This window comes from Rhizobium sp. P2_G2 (assembly GCF_056403555.1).
Genome location: NZ_JBFUFF010000001.1, coordinates 334,547 through 359,511 on the forward strand (window position 1 = coordinate 334,547; position 24,965 = coordinate 359,511).

A 24,965-nucleotide genomic window follows, 5' to 3' on the forward strand; every position below is an offset into this window, starting at 1 on the left:
CGTGGATCATTGCTCCTGGAACAGCCTGGACATCGTTTAAGGCTGCGAGAGAGTGCGACGGTCAATTGTCTTCGGATGGCGGCGGTCGACGTGAAGAGCCCTTTACAGACATTCAGCCTCTTTATAGTGTTCTTTTAATGTTCTCATATGGAGGCCTTGATGAAGGCTGTCGTTCGTTGGCGCGATTGGAACGATGAGGGTCTTGAACATTGTGTCTGTCGTCAGGACGATAACGGCCTGACCCTTGAGGGAGTGATCGCCGGAACTCATGGAGGGCATTACTTCGTTCGCACGGATGCTGCCTTCAGGACGCGGGAGGTTCGTGTCGGATATGTCGATGGCCCTCGATTGCACGTCGAATCTGATGGCGAAGGACGTTGGTATGACCTCATCGGGAACAAGCCAATACCAGCACTCGACGGCTGTGTTGATGTCGATATCGGGATCACGCCGGCAACGAACACGCTCCCCATAAAGAGGCTGAAGCTGGGGGAACATGAAAGCCGGGATATTGCAGTCGCTTATGTGCCGCTGCCCGATCAGATCGAAGGGCATTTTCTGCCGCGACCTGCCGAACAACGCTACACCTGCCTGATGCCACATCGGCGTTACCGATATGAGGGCCTCTCGACTGGCTTTACCACTGAACTTGAAGTCGATGGGCATGGTCTTGTGCTCGACTATCCAGACGCGTTCCGCAGGGTTCTCGCCGCAACGTGACCGAACGCATATGTGCTTGGCTTCGACGAAAACCACGACCCCGCGCTGCATCAGCGGGTCTTTGACGGTATGGGCGGCCTTCGCATCGGATGACGAGTCAAAAGGCGGCCGCTGCCATCAATCTCCATGGTATCTTCGGCTTGCAGGCTGAGGCACCTGGAGGGGTATCCTGACGCATCCGATTTGACAGATGAGCCCTGGCAGTCACACCCGGCTAATAGCGTCCAGATCGCTGACGTCCACCAGGAACGATGGTGCGATCCTGTCGCGTCCTGCACGCTTGGCCTCGTAGAGCGCCTGATCCGCTCCCTTGAGGAGATCCGAGGCAAACCGGCATTCCCTGCCGGCGATACTGTGGAGCCCGATACTGACGGTGACCACCTTGAAATTCGAACGCTCATGGGGGATCTGCAGCGACCTGATCGCTCGGCGGATGCGTTCGGCGAGAAGTCGGGCCTCATCGAGCGCAGCATCTGACAGTAGGACCACGAATTCCTCGCCACCATATCGTGCAGCAAGCGACTGCCCTTCCGGCGCACAATCGCGCACAATGCCCGCCACTGCCTGAAGACAGGCATCACCCTCCAAATGGCCGTATTGGTCATTGAAATATTTGAAGTGATCGACATCGATCAGCAGTGCGGCAACTTCCGAACCGTTCAGTTGCGCCCCTTCTGCAGCCTCGCCAAGATAGCGGTCCATTTCGCGGCGATTGGCAAGGCCCGTCAGCGGGTCGAGTCGGGAAATGCGATCGAGCTCTATGTTTGCGACATGGAGCAACTTTTCGCGCAGCTCGGATTTCAGGGAGACGAGATATGTACGCCTCGTGTACTTCTCCAAGAGATAGTTGGCGACCGAAGTCGCGAGCGCCAACATCGCGATCTGGCTAATTGCGGTGCCGTAGGCAGCAGCCGGAAAGGCGGATTGATGTGTCACCGTGAAGATGACGGAAGCGATACACCAAAGTGTAATCGGAATGGCGAACTCCGGACGTATTCTGTTGATGACGTTCGGATAGATGATCGCAATGATGATTCCGTAGACCATGTGCACGGAATCCGGCGCGATCGCTGTCACGTTGACGAAGCTGAGGATCGAAACCGTCGCGAAGGATATTCCAATTTCAATGCTGTCCTGAATCCAGAACGGCGGGCATCGACGAAGGATCAGGAAGCTCATGACCGACCACATCACAGCATTGCCAAGGACCAGCGGAATTGCGACCGCAAGCCTGTCGGGCGCCAGCGTGGCGATATTGACCAGGGAGAAAACCGAGAAGAGCAGGCCCAGAAGCGTCGTCAAAAGGCGTGTTCTCGCACGAGGCAGACAGGTGTCGGCGCGATAAATGGCCTCAACCGGCTTTGTGAAGCGGAGCGACCATGGAAAGCGCTCCAGCAAGCTGTCCACCTCCAGCCGTAAGGCTTCGAGGACTGCGGGCGTCGCGTCATGCGATGGTTTTTCCATTGCAACTCACTGAAAAAATAGAGCGATCGGCAAATTATGGCATGAAGCCGTTAAGATTGCGTGCGCCCGAACCTCAAGTCCAGCGTCTGCGGAAGACCCCGGCTCTTTGCCGGGGGAAGCTTGCGTGCGGAACGACTAAACGCGACCGAAGCCCGCTGCAAAGCGCACTTGCCACACGCGGTCAAATTTGCGGCGCGTTAGCGTTAAAGGTGAGGGCTCCCAGCTTATGGTCGCTTCGCTCTTGATATTGAAATGATCGTCGCCGTCGCCGAACTCGATGTCGCCGACGATCCCGCCGTGATTTTCAGGCGTCATTTCAGAAGTGTTGATGCAGTGGATCGAGAGCTGCGGCAAGCTTGGTCTAACGCGACCCGTTGCAGTCGAAATTTGCGTTCAAAACGCACCAAGCCTGCTGGACATCCCCTGATCGGCGATAATTTCACTGCCGCTCAGGGCCAGGGCACGATCGGAAAGAAGAAAAGCCGCCAGCGCTCCGACGTCGCCGACAGTGTTATAGGTGCCGGTCGCATGGGCTTGCCGGAAATGCTGCCCGAGAACGGGATCGGCGGCCTCGAGCGCGGCAATTTTCTCGGTTCTGGTCAATCCCGGACAAAGGGCGTTGACGCGGATGCCGGATGGCCCAAGGCTCCAGGCCATGGCGCGCGTCATCGAAACAATGGCGCCTTTCGTTGCGGCATACATCTCATATCCGGCGAGGGTCGCCCGGGCGTGGTTGGAGCCAATATTGACGATGGAGGCAGGTTTGCGCATCAGCGGCACCAGCTTCTGCGAGACCAGGAATACTGAACGCTGGTTGACACGCCACAGAAGATCGAGCTCTTCGAGCGGCATTTCCAGAAACGGCTTTTCGATGGTGACACCGGCATTGTTGACGAGACCGTCGAGCGCACCGAAATGTTGTCTGATTTCCCCCGCCAGAAGATCGATGCTCTCGGGGTTGCCGACATCGATCTGCAAAAATTCGGCCCCTGCGCGTTTGACGGCGTCGGCCTCTTCGGCGCGCAACGAAACGCCGAGGACATGCGCGCCGGCCTCAATGCATGCCTGGGCTATGCCGAGGCCAATTCCGGCTCCCGCCCCGGTCACGACGACAGTCTTGCCGACTAGCCCGCTTTGTTCACTCATTTGACTGCTCCTGCTGTAATGCCGCCGACGATCCGCCGCTGGAACACGAGGAATAGAACCAATAGCGGCAATGAGCCCAAAACGGCGGCCGGAAACAGCTCTTCCGGATTGAGGTTATGGTTTCCGACAAAGTGATAAACGCTCATCATCACCGTAAATTTCTTGTCGTCGGTCAAAAGCAGCAGGGGGTAGATGAAGTCGTTCCAAACCATGAGCATGACGAAGAGAGACAACGTCGCCGTCGCCGGACCGAGCAAGGGTCTGATCACGTGCCAGAAAACCTGAAAAGGCGAGCAGCCATCGAGCTCCGCCGCCTCTTCCAATTCCCTGGGGATGACCCGGATGAAACTGGTGTAGAAAAATACGGCCAAAGGCAGGTTGAGCGCGGTGAATGCCAGGATAATCCCGGCATAGGAATCGAGAAGGCCGATTTTTGCGAATATTTCGTAGATCGGCGTGATCGTCACAAAGGATGGTGTCGCCAGACACAGAGACAAAAGCGAGATCAATATCTGCGTCGGCCGGCTTTTCGAACGTGACAGCGGATAGGCGGCGAGCGCTCCGATAAAAGAGACGGCGAGCGTCACCACCAAGGTGATGCCGAGGGAATTGAGAATGCTGCGCAGATAGGACATTTTTTCATAGGCATTGACGTAGTTTTCGAAATGCCAGTGCTCGGGCAATGCCAGCGGTGCATTGACGATCGCCTGGCCGGTGCGAAACGACATCAGCAGCATATAGGCGACCGGCAGCATCATGATGGCGACAAGGCCGAGCACGAGCGCGTAACGCAGGAGCCGCAGCGAGGTTCTCAGCATGTTGTTCAAAGCAGATCCTCCCGGCGGCGCAAGACGTGGTTTTGCACAAAGGCGACCATCAGCACGACGGCCAGCAGCACCACGGACAGCGCACTGGCGAGCCCGAACCGATAGTCCTGGAACAGGGTCTGGATGATCTGCCATCCGATTGTCTGCGTCGCCCCGTCAGGCCCGCCCTTGGTCATGACGAAGGGAAGCTCGAACGCCTTCATGGTACCGATCGTCGACAGCATGATATTGACCGTGAAGCTCGGCGCGAGCAAAGGCAGCTGGATATGGCAAAAGCGTTGCCAGGCACTGGCTCCATCCAATCGCGCCGCTTCTTCCAGATCAGTGGGGATATTGGCAAACCCCGCCAGAAAGATCGCGCAGGTGTAACCGGTAAACATCCACACATGCGCAACGGCGACCAGGATGAGCGCTGTTACGGGATCGCCGAGCCATTCGTGCTTGAGCATTCCGAGGCTCAGCGTATCAAGAGCCGCGTTCAAACCGCCGCTGAATGGAGACAGGATAAACGTCCAGACATAGCCGACGACGATGAAGGACATCATGGCCGGCATGAAAAGCGCGGCGCGGCAAAAATTGCGAATAGCAGGCATCGCATGCAGGGCGGCGGCAAAGCCAAGCCCGAGCGCGGTTTGCAGCACGACGACGAGCGTTACGAATTGCAGGGTTATTACGAAACTGGAGTAGTATTTTGGCCGCGTAAAAATCCTGACGTAATTGTCAAATCCGACATAGTCGAAATCGCCGAGGCCGGAGGAATTTGTGAAACTCAGGCGCAAGGCTTCGAGCAGCGGCATGACGAAGAAAATCGTCAGCATGGTGACCGCAGGGACGAGAAACAGAGCCTTTTGAAACTGCCGGTTCACTGCAACCTCGCTTTCGGCAAATGACGTGAGTTCGATGAGGCCTGACGGAGCTTCGCCGCCAGGCCTCTCGTCTTTGCTTTCTGCATCAAGCCCGTTCCGGACACGCCGGTCTGTTCTGATCGCCTGCTTTACTTCTGGTCATCCACGGCATCGTCCCACTTGGCGAGGGTCTTTTCGGGCGATGCTTTGGTGTCGGCGAGGAAACCGGCCATTGAGCTGAAGATTTCGGTTTCCAGCGCCGACGGCCACGCCGCGAGACCAACCGGATACCAGATCAGGCCACCATTGACACGGCCAGCCTCATAGCTGGCGGCAACTGCAGGCGTGCCGGTGAGGCCGCCGGCAAACGGGGTGCCCGCGGCCTCGCCCTGCAGGAGGACCTTCAGGTTTTCATCCTTCTTGAAGAAGTCGATCCACGTCTTCGCCGCGTCCGCATGCGCGGAATTCTTCGGCAGAGCCCAGCCAAACCCGAAGAGATCGAAGGAAACGCCAGGCGCTTTGGCCGATGGCAAGGGCGTGAAGACGTAATCGAGGCCCACGACCTTGCTGAATGCCGCGATATTCCAAGCGCCCTGAGGCATCATGGCGAAATGGCCGGCCTTGAATTCCTCAAGTCCGGTCGACCATGCGTCGACACCGGCCTGTTCCTTGCCGTTGAAGCAACCCGCGTCCTCAAGGTCTTTCACGACGCCGAGGGCGCCGGCAAATGCCTTGCTGTCGGCAAAGCGCATCTTGCCCGAACCATAGTCCGCTGCAGGCGCCTCTCCCGCCGCCAGACCCTGTGCCATGGTGAAGACGGAGGCCGGAAAGCCGGGCGCCATGATCATCGGCTTGATGCCGGCAGCGTTCAGCGCTTTGCAATCCGCCTTAAGCTCGTCGATCGTTGCCGGCGCCTTGTCGATACCTGCCTTCTTGAGCAAGCCCATATTGACGAAATTGCCGATGCCGATCACCTCCAGAGGAAAAACGTAATTTCCCTTGGCCGATGACAGGGCCGCCTGCAGCGTCGGGTCGATCTTGCCGAACCAATCGCCCTTGTCGAGTTCGCTCAGCAGGCCGGCATTCGCCCATCGCCGCATCAGGGACATATCCGCCATGACGACATCCGGAGAATTGCTGCCCGCAAGACGAGGGGAGACGGCCGTGTCGATATCATTCCGGCTGACATAGGTCAGCTTGATCTTGATACCGGGATTGGCCGTCTCAAACTTCTTGATCAGTTCCGGAAGGCCGGCGGGTTCGGTCGCATTGCCTTTCCAGGAGGCGATCTCCAGCGTCACGGTATTGGCCAATGCCGCCACTGGCACAAATGCCATCGTGCCGGCCAGCAAAATTGATTTCACAGATGTCATGAGATACCTCCCTCAGAACTCGACGGGCAAACGATTAACAGAATTGCACATGATGTCAAACATATTGTACATTATTTTTGAATGACTGATCGGCTATCTGCGCCACAAACGGTGATCAAAGGTACAAAATCGCGATTATCGCACGCGAATTTGCAAATTTCAGGGGACGTCCTTGATCTAATCGAACTGAAAATGCATGATAAACAAGAAACTGCGGGAGCAACAGCTTCGCGAAACGACGAGAGTCCGACCCGCAAAACAGGGATAACGACGTGCTCAAGCATTCAGACACAGCGACCGATGGCGACGATATCTATTCGCGGCTGATCGAAGATATTGTCAGCGGCCATTTCCCGGGCGGCGCGCGCCTGAAAATATCCGATCTTGCCGCTCGCTACGAAACGAGCACCAATCCAGTGCGCGAAGCGCTGCGCGTTCTGCAGGGTGAAGGATATGTCGAGTTCGAGCCCAACAAAGGGGCAATGGTCTGCCAGATAGATTTCAATACGGTTCGCGATACCTATGAAATATTGCGTATTCTGGAGCCCTATTTCGTTGGCTGGTTTGCGGAATATTCTGAAGAAAAACATATAGATGAACTTGAGAAAATTCAGGTCGAGCTGGAAAGCATCGCCGATCCGATCAGGGACAGCATTACCGATATCGATCACAGCTTTCACAACTATATCGCCGACTTTCATTACAACAAACGGGCCATTTCTCTCTGGAAAGGGCAGCGCGCCGCACTCCGGGTCTTTGCCGCGCGCCTGCCGATCGGGCGCGGACGATACAAGGCGATCTGCCAGGAGCACCGCATGCTGATCGAGGCGTTCCGCAGCCATGATGCGGCCAAAGCCACGGATGTCATCCGCACCCACATCGAGCATGCCGGCCAGCATCTTTACGAGCAGATTCGCATGCGCGATCAAAAATGAACACTAAATAGTACATTATTTGTTATATATCGTGTATTTTATGATTGCGCTTTGCCCTGATCGGGCATAATGGTTCCCTACATCTATCAAGGGGACCGAGATGGCATCCATTGACCAAGAACCCGCGGCAAAGCTGGAGGGCATTCCCGCCCGCATTCGCTCCATAGAGCCAATCGCCGCGCGCGTGGGAACGCGCAACCAGTTGGTCGTGAAGATCCAGTCGACCGATGGTGTTATCGGCTGGGGCGAGGCGGGCTTCTCCGGACGCGAACAGGCGGTGGCTGCGACCATCAATCACTTCGCCGAATTTCTCATTGGCCGGGACTGCCGCGAAATCGGGCGGCTGTGGCAGGAATGCTATCGCAGCCAGTATTTTGAAGGCGGACGGGTGATCACAGCTGCGATTTCGGCGATCGACATCGCGCTTCACGACCTCCTGGGCAAAACCTATAATCTTCCTGTTTATCAATTGCTTGGCGGCAAGCATAGGGAACAGGTTCCCGCCTATGCCAGCTGCTATTCGGAAAGCTACGCGGGCGATGCCGGATCCTTCACCGCCGCCGTGGTCGATGAAGTGGCGGGGCTGGTTGCCGATGGCTGGACAAGCATTCGCATTCCTGTGGCCGGACATAGCGCCAGGGACATTTTCGAGCCGCGGGAGTCGATCATCGACACGGCCAAACGCATTGCAGCGGTCCGCGAGCGTTTCGGCATGGGGCTGATGCTGGGCATCGACTATCACCATCGGCTGTCGGTCGGCGAAGCGGCGTCTTTCTGCCACAGGCTGGAGAAAGGCGCGCTCGATTATATCGAGGAGCCGATCCGCGATGAAACGCCGGAAGCCTATCGCACGCTTCGGCGTTTGACCGAAGTGCCCTTCGCCATCGGCGAAGAATTCTCCTCCAAATGGCAGGCCGCACCCTATATCGAGGAGAACCTGACCCAATACCTGCGCATCGATGTCAGCAATATCGGTGGCTTTACCGAAGCCATGAAGGTGATCGGCTGGGCGGAAATGCATTATATCGATCTGATGCCGCACAATCCGCTGGGCGCCATCTGCACGGCCGCGACAGTGCATATGTCGGCGGCGACCGCGCTGTTCTCCTACACCGAGACGCATCAGCTGCCCAATTGCCCGCTCGGCTTCCACCATCCCGATATCTTCCCCACCCAGCATCATCTGGTTGGCAATGGATATCCGGTTCTCGACGCGCCCGGCCTCGGCATCGAGGTCAATGAAGAGGCGTTGCGCAAATCCGAGGCGCTCAACTGGAACCCGCCCTTCCTGCGCCGGCGCGACGGCTCGCTGACAAATTGGTAGAGGCAATCATGTCCGCGGTTGAAATCAACAATGTTTCCAAGGCGTTCGGCGGACTTAAGGTTCTGCGCGATATCACGATCAATGTCGAAAAGGGCGAGTTCTGCGTCCTGGTCGGCCCGTCGGGATGCGGCAAGTCGACATTGCTGCGCACCATTGCCGGCCTTGAGCAAAGCAGTTCCGGAGTATTGAAGATTGCCGGCAACGACGTGACCCATGTGGAGGCCGCACGCCGCGGCATCGCCATGGTGTTTCAATCCTACGCGCTCTATCCCCACATGACTGTGCGCGAAAATATCGGTTTCGGTCTGAAGATCGGCAAACGGCCGCAACGGGAAATTCGCGAGAAGGTCGATGAAGTGGCGCGCGTTCTGCGGCTCGAGGATTATCTGGACCGCAGGCCGAAACAGCTTTCCGGTGGACAGCGTCAGCGGGTGGCGATCGGCCGCGCCATCGTCCGAGAGCCGGAAGTGATCCTTTTCGACGAGCCCTTGTCCAATCTCGATGCCGAGCTGCGCAGCGAAATGCGGGTGGAAATCGCCAAGCTGCACACGCGCCTGAAGGCGACCATCGTTTACGTCACCCACGATCAGGTCGAGGCCATGACCCTGGCCGACCGGATTGTGGTCCTGCGCAAAGGCGAGGTCGGACAGATCGGCTCGCCGATGGAGCTTTATCAGTCGCCGGTCAACAAGTTTGTCGCCGGCTTTATCGGTTCGCCGCCGATGAACTTTCTCGATGCCGAATGCGCCAACGGCCGGCTGATCTCAGCTGGCCTCGGAATGAATGTGGCAACACGGTTGCCTGATGGCCTCTACACGCTTGGCATAAGGCCGGAACATCTGACTCTCGACCGCTCCGATGGTGGCCTTATGGTCGATATCATCGAAAAACTCGGTGCAACCACCATCCTGCATCTGCAGATGGCAAGCGGGGAACGCCTGATCGTCAGCCATCCCTTCTTCGATGCGCCAGCGTCCGGCGATCATGTTTCGGTTCGCGCGGAGCTTGGCGCCATCTATGTCTTCGATCGTCAAACGGAGCAGGTCATTGCACGCGGCCTTGACATATGAACTGCTGGCAGCCCCCGCCAGCCAGCTTGGCGAGGGCCCCGGCTACGATCCGGAAACGAACGCGGCCTGGTGGTTCGACATTCTGACCTGCCGGTTGTTTACGCTTGACATGACAAGCCGCAAGCTCGCCGAGATCGTTCTGCCCGGCATGGCGAGCATGATGGCGATCACCACGGATCGCCGCCAGCTTATCGCCATGGATGAGGGACTGTGGTTGCGCAATCCCGCAACCGGCGAACTGGTGCTTCACAGCAAAGTCAACAGCGGCAAATCGGGCGGCATGCGCACCAATGACGGGCGAACCCATCCAAGCGGATCAATCTGGATCAGCAGCATGGCGCATGACCCGGTGGAGGGTGCTGCCTGCATTCATCTGGTGCGTGGCAATGAGACCAAATTGCTGTTTTCGAACCTGACAATTCCGAATTCGATCTGTTTTTCGCCGGATGGCTCCGTGGGCTATTTCGCCGATACGCGGGAGGGGATTATCCATCGCGTTCCACTCGACCCTGCAACAGGAGATGTCGCGGGCGATTGCACTGTCTTTCATGATGGCCGCGGCGGGGCCGGGGGCATCGAAGGGTCCGTGATGGATCGAAACGGCTGCCTGTGGAATGCCCGTTGGGGCGCGGGGGAAATCGAGTGCATCGATCCCCATGGCAAACTCGCCCGAACTATCGAAATGCCGTTTGCGCAACCGACCTGCCCGGCATTCATAGGGGCCGCAGGGCAGGATATGCTGATAACCTCAGCGGCCGTAAACCTCTCCGCAGATGGAATACAGGGGGCCTCGCTCATAGTCCCGTGCGGCTTTGATGGAGTCGTGGACCCGTATTACGCGCTTTGAGCATCGATGATGCGCGACGAGTGCCGAGGGGATCTGCGAAACCGTCACCCGCCCGTCAGTACGATTCGCGGTTGGTCAGAGCAGCTGACGTCCTGGATCGCCAGTGATAATGTTTGGCCACATAAGCCGCCGGCAGTTTGTTTGTCTGGGCATCATAGATTTTCACCGCACAATTCACCGAGCCGGAGAACATTACCTCCTTGCCGCGTGCCGTCTGTATGGCGTTGTACGGCCCAACCATGAGATCGACCTTGGTCACCGCCCCGACCACGAGTGTGATGGTTTTCGCCCCCGCCAGGGTGAGATGGATCCTCAATGTCTGCGGCGCGCTTTGTTTGACCAGCGTGTAGCGGGCCGACAGGCACCGCGTGCCCGGCAAATGAGGAGGCGCCGCCCTGCTGGCGCCTCCTCCCGACTGTCCTTCGTGGTGTGAAGGACGGCTGGTCAGAAAATGAAATCAGCCTTGTCCACCGCGCTGAGCTTGACACCCTCGAGGACGACCTGATCCGATCCAAAATCGATGACCGCATGTCCATCGACATCATGGATCGACAGGTCAGCGAAACCGTCGATCCCCTTGTAGCCGCTGAGATCGATGAGGTCGTGGCCGGAAGCGCTGTTCCTGGCATTGAAATCGGTGATCACATCTGCTCCGGAGCCCTTGGTGAAGACGAAATGGTCTGCACCCGCTCCGCCCGTCAGCACGTCGCTGCCGCGGCCGCCATTGATGATATCTTTGCCGGAAAAGCCATTCAGCTCATCGACATAGCGCGATCCGGTGATCTTGTCGGCGCCTTTGAAGAAGCTTGCGACCAGTGCTTGATCGTCGTCGATGTCGAGTACGGATTTGGCCGCCTCGCCGAGCGCCTTTGCGGAAATCGACAATCCGGTGACGCTGAACACGGTCCCGTCGTCATCCGAGACGATCTGGAAGCCGGTAATGGTTCCGCCATCCGGCAGTCCGGTCCAATCGTAACTGAGATTCGTGCCGGTAAATCGCTCTTCGATGCCGTCGTAATCTGCCGCGAACAGGTCCGACTTGGTCGTCGTGTCGGCCAGAAGGACTGTTGAAAAGTCGAAGCTGCTGAGGGAGACGGAATATTTTGCGATTGCGGTCGCCATGGGACATCCTTTGCTCTGTTGCGAATAACGTCACCCGCCCTCCCGGAAATCATCCCGGGCAGCCCGCCAAGTCAAATTAAGTGATGTTTCGCAATGTTGCGTTTTATGTCCCGCGGCGCGAGCCGGAATCGGTCCCAACAAATCTTAACAAAAAGGAACAGAAGTGCGCGGCCTGATCCGCAAACTTGTCGGCGATCCAGCCACGGAGCCGACCATGTTCCAGACGACACGCAGAGCCTCTACGCCACACTTTTCGAGCCCGCCAAAAGTCCTGATCTATCTCGACAATCGCCGCACGGCCGAACGATTGGCGACGCTGTTGGACGGGCACAGGATTCAAGCGGTAATCATTCACACCGACACGGCGTTCGAAGAACTTCCTGCCGCAGATGCGTTCGATGTCGTGGTGACGACCACATGGATGATCGGCAGAATCAGCCTCAGGCTGCAGTTGCCGATCATCAATGTTGAGAGGTTTGTCTTCACCGTCATCGACAGCGATGCCGAAACACCGGGATCAAAGCGCTTCGATGGTGAGAAGTTCGTGGCGGAAGTCTTCGAGGCGAGAGATTTTCAGGTCGTTTCCGACCGGCGCAACATCTCTTAACAAATCAAAACCCCCCTCAACGCACAATCGGGGATGATCCTGCGAGCAGAACCGAAGAAAACGCTTGCAGAACCGGAGACCCGCATGCACCACAGATCTCAAGTGATAGCCGACATTCTGCGCGATCCGCTGATCAGGCAGGTGATGCGCGCCGACAGGGTGTCGTTGCCGGAATTTGCGCGACTGCTTATGGCCGCGTCTAGCCCGGAAAGCGCTGCGCCGATGGGTCGGCCGATTATTCTGCCGGATCATAAAGGGTGAGATAATGCTGTCTCGAACATACCCGTTCGGCATAAATGGACGGCGTCCATGCTTTGTGGAGACGCAATCGAACGACGAGCGGAAGTTGCAGCAGATGTCCAACAAAGCAAACCAGAGCGTTCCAACGACCGCCGCTCACATCCTGATCGTCGAGGATGATCGCGACATAGCCGACATGCTGGTCGAACTTGTCACCGAGGCCGGGTTCGAAGCCTCCGCCGTGATGAACGGCAGCGAGATGGACAGGCTATTGAAACGCCGGCAGCCGGACTTGATCCTGCTGGACGCGATGCTGCCCGGCGAGGATGGTTTCAGCATCTGCCGTCGGCTCAGGGCATCCGGGCCAATGCCGATCCTGATGCTGACGGCGCTCGGCGAGGACATAGACCGCATCCTCGGCCTGGAACTCGGCGCCGACGACTACGTGACCAAGCCCTTCAATTCGCGTGAGCTGATCGCCCGCGTCCGCAGCCTGCTCAGGCGATCCTCCTATGGTGGGGCCAGCCAGGAAGAGCGCAGTGCCATGACATTCGCCGGCTGGCGCATCGACCCGGAAAGCCGGCAAGTGCTTGATCCCGAGGGCTTGGAAGTCTCGATGACGACGGCGGAATTCGATATTCTGCTGGCCTTCTGCCGCAACCCCGGGCGGGTGATGACGCGCGAACAATTGCTGGCGCTGACCCATGCCGGCGCCGCAGGCCCGGTGCAGCGCAGCATCGATGTGCATGTCAGCCGCGTCAGGCAGAAAATCGAGCCGAACCTGCAGCAGCCGTCCTTGATCAAGACCGTGCGCCTGGGCGGCTATCTGTTCACGCCCAAAGTGGAGAAGGCTTGATGCTGGGGCGACTGACAAGAGCGTCGGTGCGGACGCAGATCGTCATGCTTGCGACCCTGCCGCTGCTGATCCTGTCGATCGTCCTGCCGACCTTTCCGCCCTTTGCCGACAGTAGCAGAGAGCGCGAATACCAGGCGAGCTTCATGATCGGAAAGCTGGTGCTGATCGCCGAACAGGTCCGGCTGGCCAAAACGCCGGAAGAGAAGTCCGCGGTTCTCGGTGCCTCCATCCAGGCCGGCGGCTTCCTCGCCATCATACCCGGCAGCGCATCGGACGTGATCGATGTCGGCGGGCTCACTGCGGCCGAGATGCGGCAGACACTCGCAGCACGCCTGTCGGAGATCGCGCATCGCTGGGAAACCTCCGTGACACCAGTCGTCATGCAGATCGACAGCCAGCATTCGCTCGCCTTTCAACCGCCGGTCGGACCGGCATTGCCGGCTTTCGCCTGGGGGGCCGCCCTCGATCTCCTCCGGGTCGCGGCGATCGTTGTTCCGATGTTTCTGCTTGCCTGGTATCTCAGCTGGCGGATCACCTTTCCATTGATCCATTTCGCCGCGGCGGCCAGGCGCATCAGCCTTGAAGACGAGCAGGAGCAGCCCTTTCTTGCGGAGGGGCCGGCGGAAGTGGTCAGCCTCGCCGCGTCGCTGAATGCGATGCGGGCGCGGATCAGGCAGATGGTGGAGCACAGGACGCTTGTGCTGCGCGCGGTCAGCCATGATCTCAGAACGCCGCTGACGCGCCTGCGCATGCGGGCGGAGCGCTGCGAGGCGCCGGAATTGCGCCGTCAGATGCTGGTGGACATCGTGGCGCTGACCGGCCTGATCGATGACAGCATGGCCTATATCACCGACAAATCCATAAAAGAGAGCCTGCGCCGGATCGACATGGCCAGCCTGTTGCAGACCGTGGTCTCCGATTATTCGGATATGGGCCTTGCCATCAGCTTTTCCGGCCCGCGCCGCCTTGCCCACAATTGCAGGCCGCGCGGCATTGCGCGCGTGGTCGGCAACCTCATCGACAATGCCGCCCGATATGCGACGCATATCGAAGTCTCGCTTCGAGCGGAAGACGATGGCCACGCCGTGATCGAAGTGAGCGACGACGGGCCTGGGCTTCCTGAGGACCTCAAGCGACGGGCGATCGAGCCATTCTTCAAGGCCGATCCTGCCAGAACCTCTCAGGAAGGCAGTGGTCTCGGCCTGGGACTGGCCATCGCCGACGGCATTGTGAAAACACATGGCGGTTCGCTACGCCTGCTCGACAGGCAGCCGCATGGGCTTGTCGTGCAGATCAGCCTGCCGCCCAATCTGTAGCCATTTCGGCACAGCCGGTCCGGATGGCTGACCGGCAATATCTCTTAACAAAATGAAAGGCACCGAAATACCGGAATTCATAGTCTCGGGTTTCCTATCCTTCGCCAGGCCGACGTGCCCGGCGCAACCCGAGAGCAAACATGTCGCATCGTCTGCCGCAGATTTCCCTGATCGTCCTGTCCGGCGTCATCGCCGGATGCCAGAGCACCGATCCCGTCGCCTATTCGGCCCTGTCGTCGGCCAGCTATCTCAAGCCCAACAGGACGGACATTTCCGGCCATGTGCCCTACAGCTACACCAGCCGGGTTGACTGGTCGCTCTACCATAGTGCCATCATCGAGCCGGTCACCATCTATCGCGGCGCCGACAACCAATTCGGCAAGCTGGAGGAAAAGGACAAGGCGTTTCTCGCCAACTATATGCAGACGGAATTCACGCACAGCCTGTCTCAACGATTTGCCGTCGTCGGCACGGCAGGTGCGGACACGCTCAGGATAAAGCTGACTCTTGCCGGAGCCAAAACCAATACGCCCGGCCTGACGACACTGGCAAAATTCGATCTCGCGGGCGGCACCTACAATATCGTGCAGGCTGCGAGGGGCAAGGAAGGTGCGATGACTGGCTCCGTCAATTATGCCGTCGAAATCTTTGATTCCAGCTCAAATCGCCTGCTCGCGGCCTATGTGATGAAGCAATATCCGTCCGCTCTCAATGTCGGAGCCAGCTGGTTGAAGCTCGATGCCTCCATGGTCGGCATCAAGAAGGGCGCCGAAGCCTTGTCCGACGAAATGAGGTGAGGGCGGAACTGGCCGAGGCTGTCAATATGAAAGGCCCGCCGTTCAAGGGCGGGCCTCTCCTGATCGATTGATGCCGGCGGCTATAGGCCGCGGACCTGCTACTCTGCGGGTACTGGCAATGCCTCGATGGTCCTCTCCGGCTCGCCGGCCAGGGCTGCGGCGAATTTTGCCTTGTCGAGTTCGCCTTCCCAGCGCGCCACGACGACGGTCGCGACGGCGTTGCCGATCAGGTTGGTCAGCGCCCGGCATTCCGACATGAAACGGTCGATGCCGAGGATGAGCGCCATGCCGGCCACCGGCACGCTCGGGACGACCGAGAGCGTGGCGGCGAGCGTGATGAAGCCGGCGCCGGTAATGCCGGCGGCGCCCTTCGAGCTCAGCATCGCCACCAGGAGCAGCAGGATCTGGTCGGTGAGGCTGAGCGGCGTGTCCGTCGCCTGGGCGATGAACAGAGCGGCCAGCGTCATATAGATATTGGTGCCGTCCAGGTTGAACGAATAGCCGGTGGGGATGACCAGGCCGACGACTGAGCGCTTGCAGCCGGCGCGTTCCATCTTGTTCATCAGGCCGGGCAGGGCCGCTTCCGACGAAGACGTGCCGAGCACCAGGAGCAGCTCTTCCTTGATGTAGCGGATCAGCGCCAGGATCGAGAAGCCGTTATAATAGGCCACCGCGCCGAGCACGACGAGGACGAACAGCACCGATGTCAGGTAGAACGTGCCGACCAGCATGGCAAGATGGGTGATCGAGCCGATCCCGTATTTGCCGATGGTGAACGCCATGGCGCCGAAGGCACCGATCGGCGCCGCCTTCATCAGGATCGACACCAGCTTGAAAATCGGAACGGTGAGGCTTTGCAGGAAATCGGTCACCGGCCGGGCGCGCTCGCCGACCATGGACAGCGAAATGCCGAACAGGACCGAGAAGAACAGCACCTGCAGGATATCGCCGTCAGCGAAAGCACCAACGATCGTGTTCGGGATGATGTTCATCAGGAAGCCGACGACGCTCTGGTCATGGGCTTTGGCGGTATAATCGCTGATCTTTGTCGCATCCAGCGAGGCGACGTTGATATGCATGCCGGCGCCGGGTCGGATGACATTGGAGACGATCAACCCCACGACTAGCGCCAATGTCGAGAAGACCAGGAAATAGATCATTGCCTTGCCCGCGACGCGGCCGACCTTTTGCAGGTCCGACATGCCGGCAATGCCGGTGGCGACGGTGAGGAAGATGACCGGGGCGATGATCATCTTCACCAGCTTGATGAAGGCATCGCCGAGCGGCTTCAGGTTGGCGCCGAGCTCGGGGTAGAAGTGCCCGAGCACTATCCCCGCCGCGATAGCGACAAGAACTTGTAGATAGAGCTGCCGGTAAAACGGTACCTTGCTGCGCGGTTCGGCCGCTGACGTCGAAATCTGCATGATGTCCTCCACACGCTCCGCCGCATGGCCTGCCTCCCGGAGCGAACGTTGATGGTCCGCGGCTCGTTGCCGCGACACCACATTTGCAACGTGCGTGCCAACTTACTCTATTCTATTTAAGTTATTGAATTAAAATAACTATTTTCTTAGTTTCGGCTTGCTGCTGATCAGTTTGTGCGGGCTTTCACACAAATTGAATTGAGATGTGTGTGAAAACATGCACAAGATCTTCTATGCCTGAAACCCAGATCGAAGCCGGTCCATCCATCGCGCAGCTGCAGCGCCGCGCCCGCGTCGCATGGTTCTGGTCCGTGTTCGCCGCCGTCGCAGGGGCGATCCTGGTGGCCTATGGGGCGCGTGAATACGGGCGATCGGCGGCGCTCTCGGATCTCAGGCAGCAGGGCCGCACGGAGGCCAATCTCAAGGTGGCGCTGTTGCGAGCGGTGCTGGAACGGCCCCGGGCCTTGCCGTTGGTGCTTGCTGAGGATCGCGACATCACCGACGCGCTTGCGACGAAAACCATGCAGGACGTCGATCGCCTGAATCGAAAGCTGGAAAGCCTGGTCAAGGGGACGAAGGCGGCGGTCATCTATGTCACCGGCGCCAATGGTGTCGCCATCGCATCCAGCAACTGGCGCGAGCCGGTTAGCTTCGTCGGCAACAACTATTCCTTCCGCGACTATTTCCGCATGGCCATGGCGGATGGCGTGGCTGAGCATTTCGCGCTGGGCAATGTCAGCAAGCGGCCGGGGCTTTACATCTCCCGCCGTGTCGGCCCGGCCGGCAATCCGCTGGGTGTCGTCGTGGTGAAAATGGAATTCGATCAACTCGAAACAGACTGGCGCGACACCGGGCGGCCGGCTTTCGTCACCGACAACCGCGGTGTCGTGCTGATCACCAGCATCTCCTCCTGGCGCTTCATGACGATGCAGCCGCTGGCGCCGGAACGCCTGGCCGAGATCCGCCGTAGCTTGCAGTTCGGTGACGCGCCGCTCGAGCCGTTGCCGATGCTGGACCGGATCACAATGTCGCCGGGGACGGAGGAGGTTCGTGCCGTGCTGCCGGGAACCGGCGAGGCATCCTATCTCGGGCTCGCCACCCAGGTGCCAACAACACCCTGGACACTGCGATATCTCCTGCCGATCGAGCCGACGCTCGGCACCTCGGTGAGCCGCTCCATGCTGATCGCCTTCGCCGTGCTGATGCCGGCTTTCCTGCTGGCCGCCGTGGTCCTGTGGCGACGGCAAGCGGCGGTGCTGAGGCTGGCGCTTGCCTCGCAGGCACGCGGCGAGCTGGAGCGCCGGGTGCTGGAACGTACCGAGGATCTGAGCCGCGCCCGTGACCTGCTCGAGGTCGAGATCGCCGAACATCGCAGCACGGAGCAGCGGCTGCAAGGCGTGCAGCAGGAACTCGTCGCCGCCAACCGGCTTGCCATTCTCGGGCAGGTCGCGGCCGGCGTCGCCCATGAGATCAACCAGCCGCTCGCCACCATCAGGGCCTATGCCGACAATGCGCGCGTTTTTCTCGAACGGGACAAGACCGCTCCGGCGGTCGAGAACCTGACGTCCATCGCGGAGCTTACGGAGCGGATCGGCACGATCACCGACGAGCTCAAGGCCTTCGCTCGCAAGGGCCGGTCTGCGCCCGAACCAATCGTGCTCCGCGCCGTGATCGAGGGTGCCGTTGTGCTGCTGCGCAGCCGCTTTGCCGGCCGCATGGAAGCGCTCGACATCCTGTCGCCGTCGCCGGAACTCAAGGTGCTCGGCAACCGCATCCGCCTCGAACAGGTGTTCATCAATCTCTTTCAGAACGCATTGGAAGCATTAGAGGGGAAGGGGGCCGCACGCGTCGAAGTGCGCGCCGTAGAAACGCCTGGCAGGGTCGAGGTCACCATCGCCGACAACGGTCCTGGCATTCCGCCCGACATTCTCGAAGCGCTGTTCACACCGTTCAACACGTCCAAGGAGCGAGGCCTCGGGCTGGGCCTCGTCATCAGCAAGGAAATCCTGGCCGACTATGGCGGCACGATTGCGGTGCGCAGCGATGGCAACGGCACCTGCTTCACGATCGGCTTGAAAAGGGCATGACCATGGATGCGGCAAACTCGGTTTTTCTCGTCGACGACGACAAGGATCTCAGAAGAGCGACGGCGCAGACGCTCGAACTCGCCGGCTATGAGGTCAGCGCCTTCGGTCGGGCATCGGAGGCGCTCGACGCGCTGCCGGCAGATTTCCCCGGTGTCGTGGTCAGCGACATCCGCATGCCCGAGATCGACGGGCTGGAGCTGTTCGAGCGTCTGAGGGCGCGTGATCCCGACCTGCCGGTCATCCTGATCACCGGCCACGGCGATATTCCCATGGCAGTGCAGGCGATACAGGGCGGGGTTTACGACTTCATCACCAAGCCGTTTGCCGCCGAACGGCTGCTGCAGAGCCTCGCGCGGGCCGAGGAGAAGCGAGCGCTGGTGCTGGAAAACCGAAGGCTGAGGCATGCGGTTGAAGCCGCCGGCGACGACATGCCGCTGCTCGGGCAGACATCCTCCATGGCCCGGCTTCGCCACACATTGCGCCAGATTGCCGATACAGATGTCGACGTGCTCGTCACCGGCGAGACCGGCAGCGGCAAGGAAGTGGTGGCCAATCTGCTGCATCGCTGGGGCCGGCGCCGCCATGGCAATTTCGTTGCGCTCAATTGCGGCGCACTGCCGGAAACGGTGATCGAGAGCGAGTTGTTAGGCCATGAGGCCGGCGCTTTCACCGGGGCGCAGAAGAAACGCGTCGGGCGGATCGAGCATGCCAGCGGCGGCACGCTGTTTCTCGACGAGATTGAAAGCATGCCGGTGGCAACACAGGTGAAAATGCTGCGCGTGCTGGAAATGCGCGAGATCACACCGCTCGGCACCAACGAGGTCCGGCCCGTCGACCTCCGCGTCGTTGCCGCCGCCAAGGTCGATCTTTCGGACCCAGTCGGTCGCGGCGATTTTCGCGAGGATCTTTTTTATCGCCTCAATGTGGTGACCATTTCCATTCCGCCCCTTCGGGAACGCCGCGAGGATATCCCGCTGCTCTTCACCTATTTTGCCGGGCGGGCCGCGCGACGGTTTCGGAAGGACATGCCGGAAATCGGTCGGCCGCTGCTGGATGGACTGCAGAAACGCGATTGGCTCGGCAATGTCCGCGAGTTGTCGCACTTTGCCGAACGCTTTGTGCTTGGCCTGGAAGGGGAGCTGGAACCAGCACCCTTGTTGTCCGCGACCGAGGGCACCACGTTACCGGAAAAACTTGAGCGCTTCGAAGCCGAAGTCATCCGGAATGCCTTGAGCCTCTACAAAGGCGATGTGCAGCAGACGATCGAGGCGCTTGGTATCGCCCGCAAGACATTTTACGACAAGCTGCTACGCCACGGCATCAACCGCTCGGATTACCGACTCCGCAACGATTGACGATCGGGGAGCGGCTTCGGTCAATGCGGGACGGCTTCCCGCCTGCGGTACTCATTTTCAGCCAATCTATCCCTGTTCACACGCTGCAAATCCGCACGCTCCAGCATACCTGGAACAAATTCGTGCGCAAAAATATCAAAAAAGTATCGGTAAGCGACGTCAAACTTGGTGGCGCTGCCGCCCGTCCTGACGTAATTTCTTCACATGAGGAGCAGGCATACACGGGTCACGGCCTGACGCGCAGCGTCATCGGGCCGAGGAGGAGACGGAAATGAAGCCGGATCTTGAGGTCGTTCAGATACGTGAAGGCGAGTCCTTCAAGGCCTGGTCACACGGCTATCCCTTCCATACCGTGCGCTGGCACTTCCATCCGGAATACGAGATCCACATGGTGGTCGCGACCCATGGCCGCTATTTCGTCGGCGATTTCATCGGCGAGTTCGAGCCGGGCAACCTGGTTCTGGCCGGGCCGAACCTGCCGCACAATTGGGTGAGCGACATTCCGAAGGATACCAGTGTGCCGCTACGCTGCCGGATCATCCAGTTCAGCGAGGAATTCATCGCCGGCGCCATGGGCCTGTTTCCGGAACTTGCCGCGCTCGGTCCGATCCTCGACTCGTCGCGCCGGGGCTTGCGTTTCCCCGAAGAGACGAGCCGGTTGGTGGCGCCTGTTATGGAAGAGATGATGACGGCGCAGGGCGTGCGCCGCATCGAGCTTTTCATGATGATCGCCGGCGCGCTCAGCCGGGCGCAGGGTGCCGAAATGCTTGCCAGCACCAGCTATCTGCCCGACCCGTCAGGCTATATGTCAGCCGGCATGAACCAGGCGCTTGCCTATATCCGCGAGAACCTGACCGTGCCTTTCGACGAGGCCGACCTCGCCAAGATCGCCGGGCAGACGACCAGCGCGTTTTCGCGTGCCTTTCGCCGCCACACCGGCATGTCGCTGGTGCAGTATGTGAAGCGGCTGAGGATCAACCTCGCCTGCCAGATCCTGATGAGCGACGAGCAGGCGTCGATCACCGACATCTGTTACGAGGTCGGTTTCAACAATCTTTCCAACTTCAACAGGCAGTTCCTGGCGGAAAAGGGCATGCCGCCCTCGCAATTCCGCAGGCTGCTGGTCGAGAACATAAACGCGGCCAAGGCCGCCTAAAGGGAGGAAAAGGGAGGAACGCATTCGACGGATCTGAAGGACATGGGCGCGCCCTGAGCGGCCCGTGACGGGAGGCGCTTGTCCAGATTTCTGAAAACGGTGGCGGTCGGCGGAGGAGTCGCTTGGCACCGAAGAGAGATCATGTGCGCCGACACTAGCAACCCAATCACCGACTGACAACTATCTCGTCAAAGGGAGTAGACGACATGACAGCAATTCATTTCAAGCGTGCCGGCATTGCCGCTTTCGCACTGACGCTTATGAGCGGCGCCTCGGCCCTCGCCGGGTCCACGGTGGAAAACGCCACCGTGGCTTTCCTGATGCCGGACCAGGCCTCGACACGCTACGAGCAGCACGACTATCCGGGCTTCAAGGCCGAGATGGCAAAACTTTGCGCCAGCTGCAAGGTGCTTTACCAGAACGCGGATGCTGATGCCTCGCGCCAGCAGCAGCAGTTCAACTCCGTCGTGTCGCAGGGCGCCAAGGTGATCGTGCTCGATCCGGTCGACTCGACGGCGGCCGCCTCGCTGGTCAAGCAGGCCCAGTCTCAGGGCATCAAGGTGATTGCCTATGACCGCCCGATCCCGGCTGCCAAGGCCGACTTCTATGTCTCCTTCGACAACCAGGGCATCGGCAAGGCAATTGCGGATTCGCTCGTCGCCCATCTGAAAGCGCTCGGCGTAACCGCCAAGGATGGCCAGGGCATCCTGCAGATCAACGGTTCGCCGACCGATGCGGCTGCCGGCCTGATCAAGAAGGGTATCCATGAGGGTGTCGACCCGTCGGGCTATCCGTTGCTTGCCGAATTCGATACGCCGGATTGGGCGCCGCCGAAGGCGCAACAGTGGGCGAGCGGCCAGATCACGCGGTTCGGCAAGAACATCCTCGGCGTCGTGGCCGCCAATGACGGCACCGGCGGCGGCGCGATCGCGGCCTTCAAGGCGGGTGGCATCGATCCGGTTCCGCCGGTGACAGGCAATGACGCGACGATCGCGGCGCTGCAGCTGATCATCGCCGGCGACCAGTACAACACGATCTCCAAGCCCTCCGAGATTGTCGCGGCCGCCGCTGCCAATGTGGCGATCAAGTTCCTCTCGGGCGAGACCCCGGAGGCCAAGACGACGCTCTATGACACGCCTTCCGAACTCTTCGTGCCGGCAGTCGTGACCGCCGAGAACCTCAAGGCCGAGATCATCGACAAGAAGATCAATACGGCGGCGGAACTCTGCGTCGACCGCTATGCCGATGGTTGCAAGAAGCTCGGCATCCAGTAACCTCCCGAGCAGAGCCGCCCGACCGTTTTCCTCGCGGCCGGGCGGCACGCCATGATCGCCAGTAAATTCGAAAGGCAGGCTCGCACATGTCGGACACGCAGCATGGTTCACCGCCGCAGCGCGAACTCGTTCTGAGCCTGCGCGGCATCTCCAAGAATTTCGGAGCGGTCTCGGCGCTGACCAATATCGATCTCGACGTGCATGCGGGCGAAGTCGTCGCACTTGTCGGCGACAACGGCGCCGGCAAGTCGACGCTGATCAAGATCCTCGCCGGCGTGCACCAGCAGACATCCGGCACGATCGAATTTCGCGGCGACGCCGTGACGCTGACCGATCCCAGTGCGGCACTGCGCCTCGGCATCGCCACCGTATTCCAGGATCTGGCGCTATGCGAGAACCTCGACGTGGTCGCCAATATCTTCCTCGGCCGCGAGCTCAGCCCCATGAGGCTCGACGAAGTGTCGATGGAGATCAAGGCCTGGAAGCTTCTGAACGAGCTCTCAGCGCGCATCCCAAGCGTGCGCGAGCCGATCGCGTCGCTGTCCGGCGGCCAGCGCCAGACGGTAGCCATCGCCCGTTCGCTGTTGCTCGATCCAAAGCTTATCCTGCTTGATGAGCCGACCGCAGCACTTGGCGTCGCCCAGACGGCCGAAGTGCTCGACCTCATCGAGCGCGTCCGTGATCGCGGGCTCGGCGTCATCATCATCAGCCACAATATGGAAGATGTCCGCGCCGTCGCCGACCGCATTGTCGTTCTGCGGCTCGGCAAGAACAATGGCGTTTTCACGCCAGATGCCTCCAACCAGGAACTGGTGAGCGCTATTACCGGCGCCGACAACAATTCCGTATCTAGGCGCGCCAGTCGCCGCAGCGCTCTGCACGATCCGTCCCAGGAGACAAGGCCATGACCAACCCCAGCGGCAACGGCGCCGCGCCGCTCCTCGACCGCAGCGATGAGCGGGTCAAACACGCCGAAGGCATCGGCGGCGCGATCCGCGCCTTCCTCGACCGCGTGCGCTCGGGCGATCTGGGCTCGCTGCCAGTCGTGGTTGGCCTGGCGATCATCTGGACGATATTCCAGACGCTGAACCCGGTCTTCCTGGCGCCCAACAATCTGGTCAACCTGCTCTTCGATTGCTCGACCGTTGGCGTCATCTCGCTCGGCATCGTCTGCATCCTGATGGTGGGCGAGATCGATCTTTCGGTCGGCTCGGTCAGCGGCTTCGCCTCGGCCATGGTCGGCGTGCTTTGGGTCAATCTCGGCTGGCCGGTGGGCTTTGCGATCATCTCGGCCATGGTGGTCGGCGCTGCCATCGGCGCGCTCTATGCCTTCCTGTTCAACAAGTTCGGCATGCCGAGCTTCGTCTCGACGCTGGCCGGCTTGCTCGCCGTACTCGGCCTGCAGCTCTATCTGCTTGGTTCGACCGGTTCCATCAACCTGCCCTATGGCTCACCGCTGGTGAATTTCGGCCAGATGCTGGTCATGCCGGCTTTGGTGGCCTATGGGCTGGTGGCGCTTGCGGGGCTCGGCATTTTCATGACCGGTTTCCGCACTGCCGCCCGGCGGCGAGAGGCCGGCCTTTCCGCCCCGTCACTTGGCGGCATAGTCTTCAAGGCGGTGATCATCACCGTGGTGCTCGAAGGCGTCGCCCTCTATCTCAACCGCGATCGCGGCGTGCCATGGATGTTCGGCCTGTTCGTCGGGCTCGCCATCGCCATGAACTATGCGCTGACCCGCACCCAATGGGGCCGGATGATGCATGCCGTAGGCGGCAATCGCGAGGCCGCGCGCCGCGCTGGCATCAATGTCCGCTTCATCAACATGACGGCCTTCATGCTCTGCTCGGTCTTTGCGGCGGCCGGCGGTATCTTGTCGGCGGCCCGGCTTGCCTCCGCCAGCCAGCAGGCCGGCACCGGCGACGTTAATCTCAATGCCATTGCAGCGGCCGTGATCGGCGGCACCAGCCTGTTCGGCGGACGCGGCAGCGCCTACTCGGCGCTGCTCGGGATCATCGTGATCCAGTCGATCGCCTCGGGGCTGACGCTGCTCGATCTGTCATCGTCGCTTCGTTACATGATCACCGGCGCGGTTCTCGCCATTGCCGTGATCGTCGATTCACTTGCCCGGCGCTCGCGTGTTTCCCACGGTCGTGCCTGATCCCAACAGAGAATAGAGAATG

26 protein-coding genes are annotated in these 24,965 nt (G+C 60.0%); 17 read left to right on the forward strand and 9 right to left on the reverse strand.

Annotated features, from left to right (window positions below; genetic code table 11):
- Positions 1-159: 159 nt before the first annotated feature.
- A complete protein-coding gene (locus AC1D06_RS01535; RefSeq protein ID WP_477984479.1) occupies positions 160-720 on the forward strand; it encodes a putative glycolipid-binding domain-containing protein in 561 nt (186 codons plus the stop codon).
- A gap of 204 nt (positions 721-924) precedes the next feature.
- Here AC1D06_RS01535 and AC1D06_RS01540 read toward each other — a convergent pair whose 3' ends face one another.
- From AC1D06_RS01540 to AC1D06_RS01565, 6 genes are all read right to left on the reverse strand, one after another.
- Positions 925-1,899 carry a GGDEF domain-containing protein gene (locus tag AC1D06_RS01540; RefSeq protein WP_477984481.1) on the reverse strand — a complete coding sequence of 325 codons (975 nt, stop codon included), beginning with the start codon at positions 1,897-1,899 and terminating at the stop codon, positions 925-927.
- Positions 1,900-2,319: 420 nt separating this feature from the next.
- Positions 2,320-2,538, reverse strand: a complete 219-nt coding sequence (locus AC1D06_RS01545; protein ID WP_477984483.1) for a hypothetical protein — start codon at positions 2,536-2,538, stop codon at positions 2,320-2,322.
- 39 nt (positions 2,539-2,577) lie between these two features.
- The gene (locus tag AC1D06_RS01550; protein WP_477984485.1) at positions 2,578-3,330 is read right to left on the reverse strand and encodes an SDR family NAD(P)-dependent oxidoreductase; all 753 of its coding nucleotides are present in this window, start codon (positions 3,328-3,330) and stop codon (positions 2,578-2,580) included.
- Positions 3,327-4,085, reverse strand: a complete 759-nt coding sequence (locus AC1D06_RS01555) for a carbohydrate ABC transporter permease (protein ID WP_477984487.1) — start codon at positions 4,083-4,085, stop codon at positions 3,327-3,329. Before AC1D06_RS01555 ends, AC1D06_RS01550 begins: the two co-directional genes overlap by 4 nt.
- Before the next feature lie 68 nt (positions 4,086-4,153).
- Positions 4,154-5,023 carry a carbohydrate ABC transporter permease gene (locus tag AC1D06_RS01560; RefSeq protein WP_477878334.1) on the reverse strand — a complete coding sequence of 290 codons (870 nt, stop codon included), beginning with the start codon at positions 5,021-5,023 and terminating at the stop codon, positions 4,154-4,156.
- Positions 5,024-5,151: 128 nt separating this feature from the next.
- Complete coding sequence (locus tag AC1D06_RS01565; RefSeq protein ID WP_477984489.1) at positions 5,152-6,375, reverse strand: ABC transporter substrate-binding protein; 1,224 nt, start codon at positions 6,373-6,375, stop codon at positions 5,152-5,154.
- A gap of 272 nt (positions 6,376-6,647) precedes the next feature.
- On the opposite strand from AC1D06_RS01565, the gene AC1D06_RS01570 reads away from it, so the two are divergent.
- The 4 genes from AC1D06_RS01570 (at position 6,648) to AC1D06_RS01585 (ending at position 10,551) form a co-directional block, all read left to right on the forward strand.
- Positions 6,648-7,310 carry a GntR family transcriptional regulator gene (locus AC1D06_RS01570; protein WP_477878332.1) on the forward strand — a complete coding sequence of 221 codons (663 nt, stop codon included), beginning with the start codon at positions 6,648-6,650 and terminating at the stop codon, positions 7,308-7,310.
- A 100-nt stretch (positions 7,311-7,410) separates the two neighbouring features.
- A complete protein-coding gene (locus tag AC1D06_RS01575) occupies positions 7,411-8,634 on the forward strand; it encodes a mandelate racemase/muconate lactonizing enzyme family protein (RefSeq protein WP_477878331.1) in 1,224 nt (407 codons plus the stop codon).
- A gap of 8 nt (positions 8,635-8,642) precedes the next feature.
- Positions 8,643-9,704, forward strand: coding sequence for an ABC transporter ATP-binding protein (locus tag AC1D06_RS01580; protein WP_477984491.1), 1,062 nt, complete (start codon positions 8,643-8,645; stop codon positions 9,702-9,704).
- Entirely contained in the window at positions 9,652-10,551 is a 900-nt protein-coding gene (locus AC1D06_RS01585; RefSeq protein ID WP_477984493.1) for an SMP-30/gluconolactonase/LRE family protein, read from the forward strand. Before AC1D06_RS01580 ends, AC1D06_RS01585 begins: the two co-directional genes overlap by 53 nt.
- A 55-nt stretch (positions 10,552-10,606) precedes the next feature.
- Here AC1D06_RS01585 and AC1D06_RS01590 read toward each other — a convergent pair whose 3' ends face one another.
- Complete coding sequence (locus AC1D06_RS01590) at positions 10,607-10,930, reverse strand: DUF3313 family protein (protein WP_477984495.1); 324 nt, start codon at positions 10,928-10,930, stop codon at positions 10,607-10,609.
- 65 nt (positions 10,931-10,995) lie between these two features.
- Positions 10,996-11,673 (reverse strand): hypothetical protein, encoded by a 678-nt coding sequence (locus AC1D06_RS01595; protein WP_477984497.1) that lies wholly within the window; start codon positions 11,671-11,673, stop codon positions 10,996-10,998.
- A gap of 163 nt (positions 11,674-11,836) precedes the next feature.
- Between AC1D06_RS01595 and AC1D06_RS01600 the strand changes: the two genes are divergently transcribed.
- The 5 genes from AC1D06_RS01600 to AC1D06_RS01620 all read left to right on the forward strand — a co-directional run bounded on the left by AC1D06_RS01600 (position 11,837) and on the right by AC1D06_RS01620 (position 15,489).
- Entirely contained in the window at positions 11,837-12,280 is a 444-nt protein-coding gene (locus tag AC1D06_RS01600; protein WP_477878326.1) for a hypothetical protein, read from the forward strand.
- Positions 12,281-12,313: 33 nt separating this feature from the next.
- On the forward strand, positions 12,314-12,541 hold the full coding sequence (locus AC1D06_RS01605; RefSeq protein WP_477984499.1) for a hypothetical protein: 228 nt from the start codon (positions 12,314-12,316) through the stop codon (positions 12,539-12,541).
- A 94-nt stretch (positions 12,542-12,635) separates the two neighbouring features.
- Complete coding sequence (locus AC1D06_RS01610; protein WP_477878325.1) at positions 12,636-13,376, forward strand: response regulator; 741 nt, start codon at positions 12,636-12,638, stop codon at positions 13,374-13,376.
- Entirely contained in the window at positions 13,376-14,692 is a 1,317-nt protein-coding gene (locus AC1D06_RS01615) for an ATP-binding protein (protein ID WP_477984501.1), read from the forward strand. The genes AC1D06_RS01610 and AC1D06_RS01615 overlap by 1 nt, the downstream gene beginning before the upstream one ends.
- Before the next feature lie 140 nt (positions 14,693-14,832).
- Complete coding sequence (locus tag AC1D06_RS01620) at positions 14,833-15,489, forward strand: DUF3313 domain-containing protein (protein ID WP_477984503.1); 657 nt, start codon at positions 14,833-14,835, stop codon at positions 15,487-15,489.
- Between the two features lie 98 nt (positions 15,490-15,587).
- Here AC1D06_RS01620 and AC1D06_RS01625 read toward each other — a convergent pair whose 3' ends face one another.
- Entirely contained in the window at positions 15,588-16,913 is a 1,326-nt protein-coding gene (locus AC1D06_RS01625) for a dicarboxylate/amino acid:cation symporter (RefSeq protein ID WP_477984505.1), read from the reverse strand.
- A gap of 233 nt (positions 16,914-17,146) precedes the next feature.
- Here AC1D06_RS01625 and AC1D06_RS01630 point away from each other — a divergent pair, with 233 nt between their 5' ends.
- The 7 genes from AC1D06_RS01630 (at position 17,147) to AC1D06_RS01660 (ending at position 24,943) form a co-directional block, all read left to right on the forward strand.
- The gene (locus AC1D06_RS01630) at positions 17,147-19,000 is read left to right on the forward strand and encodes a sensor histidine kinase (RefSeq protein ID WP_477984507.1); all 1,854 of its coding nucleotides are present in this window, start codon (positions 17,147-17,149) and stop codon (positions 18,998-19,000) included.
- A 2-nt stretch (positions 19,001-19,002) separates the two neighbouring features.
- Positions 19,003-20,355: a sigma-54-dependent transcriptional regulator gene (locus AC1D06_RS01635; RefSeq protein ID WP_477984696.1), complete on the forward strand. Its 1,353-nt coding sequence runs from the start codon at positions 19,003-19,005 to the stop codon at positions 20,353-20,355.
- A gap of 23 nt (positions 20,356-20,378) precedes the next feature.
- Positions 20,379-20,630, forward strand: coding sequence for a hypothetical protein (locus tag AC1D06_RS01640; protein WP_477984509.1), 252 nt, complete (start codon positions 20,379-20,381; stop codon positions 20,628-20,630).
- Positions 20,627-21,511, forward strand: coding sequence for an AraC family transcriptional regulator (locus AC1D06_RS01645; protein WP_477984511.1), 885 nt, complete (start codon positions 20,627-20,629; stop codon positions 21,509-21,511). Before AC1D06_RS01640 ends, AC1D06_RS01645 begins: the two co-directional genes overlap by 4 nt.
- A 206-nt stretch (positions 21,512-21,717) precedes the next feature.
- Positions 21,718-22,785 (forward strand): ABC transporter substrate-binding protein, encoded by a 1,068-nt coding sequence (locus AC1D06_RS01650; protein ID WP_477878318.1) that lies wholly within the window; start codon positions 21,718-21,720, stop codon positions 22,783-22,785.
- 86 nt (positions 22,786-22,871) lie between these two features.
- Positions 22,872-23,693 carry an ATP-binding cassette domain-containing protein gene (locus AC1D06_RS01655; protein WP_477984513.1) on the forward strand — a complete coding sequence of 274 codons (822 nt, stop codon included), beginning with the start codon at positions 22,872-22,874 and terminating at the stop codon, positions 23,691-23,693.
- Complete coding sequence (locus AC1D06_RS01660; RefSeq protein WP_477878316.1) at positions 23,690-24,943, forward strand: sugar ABC transporter permease; 1,254 nt, start codon at positions 23,690-23,692, stop codon at positions 24,941-24,943. The genes AC1D06_RS01655 and AC1D06_RS01660 overlap by 4 nt, the downstream gene beginning before the upstream one ends.
- The last annotated feature ends 22 nt before the right edge of the window (positions 24,944-24,965 follow it).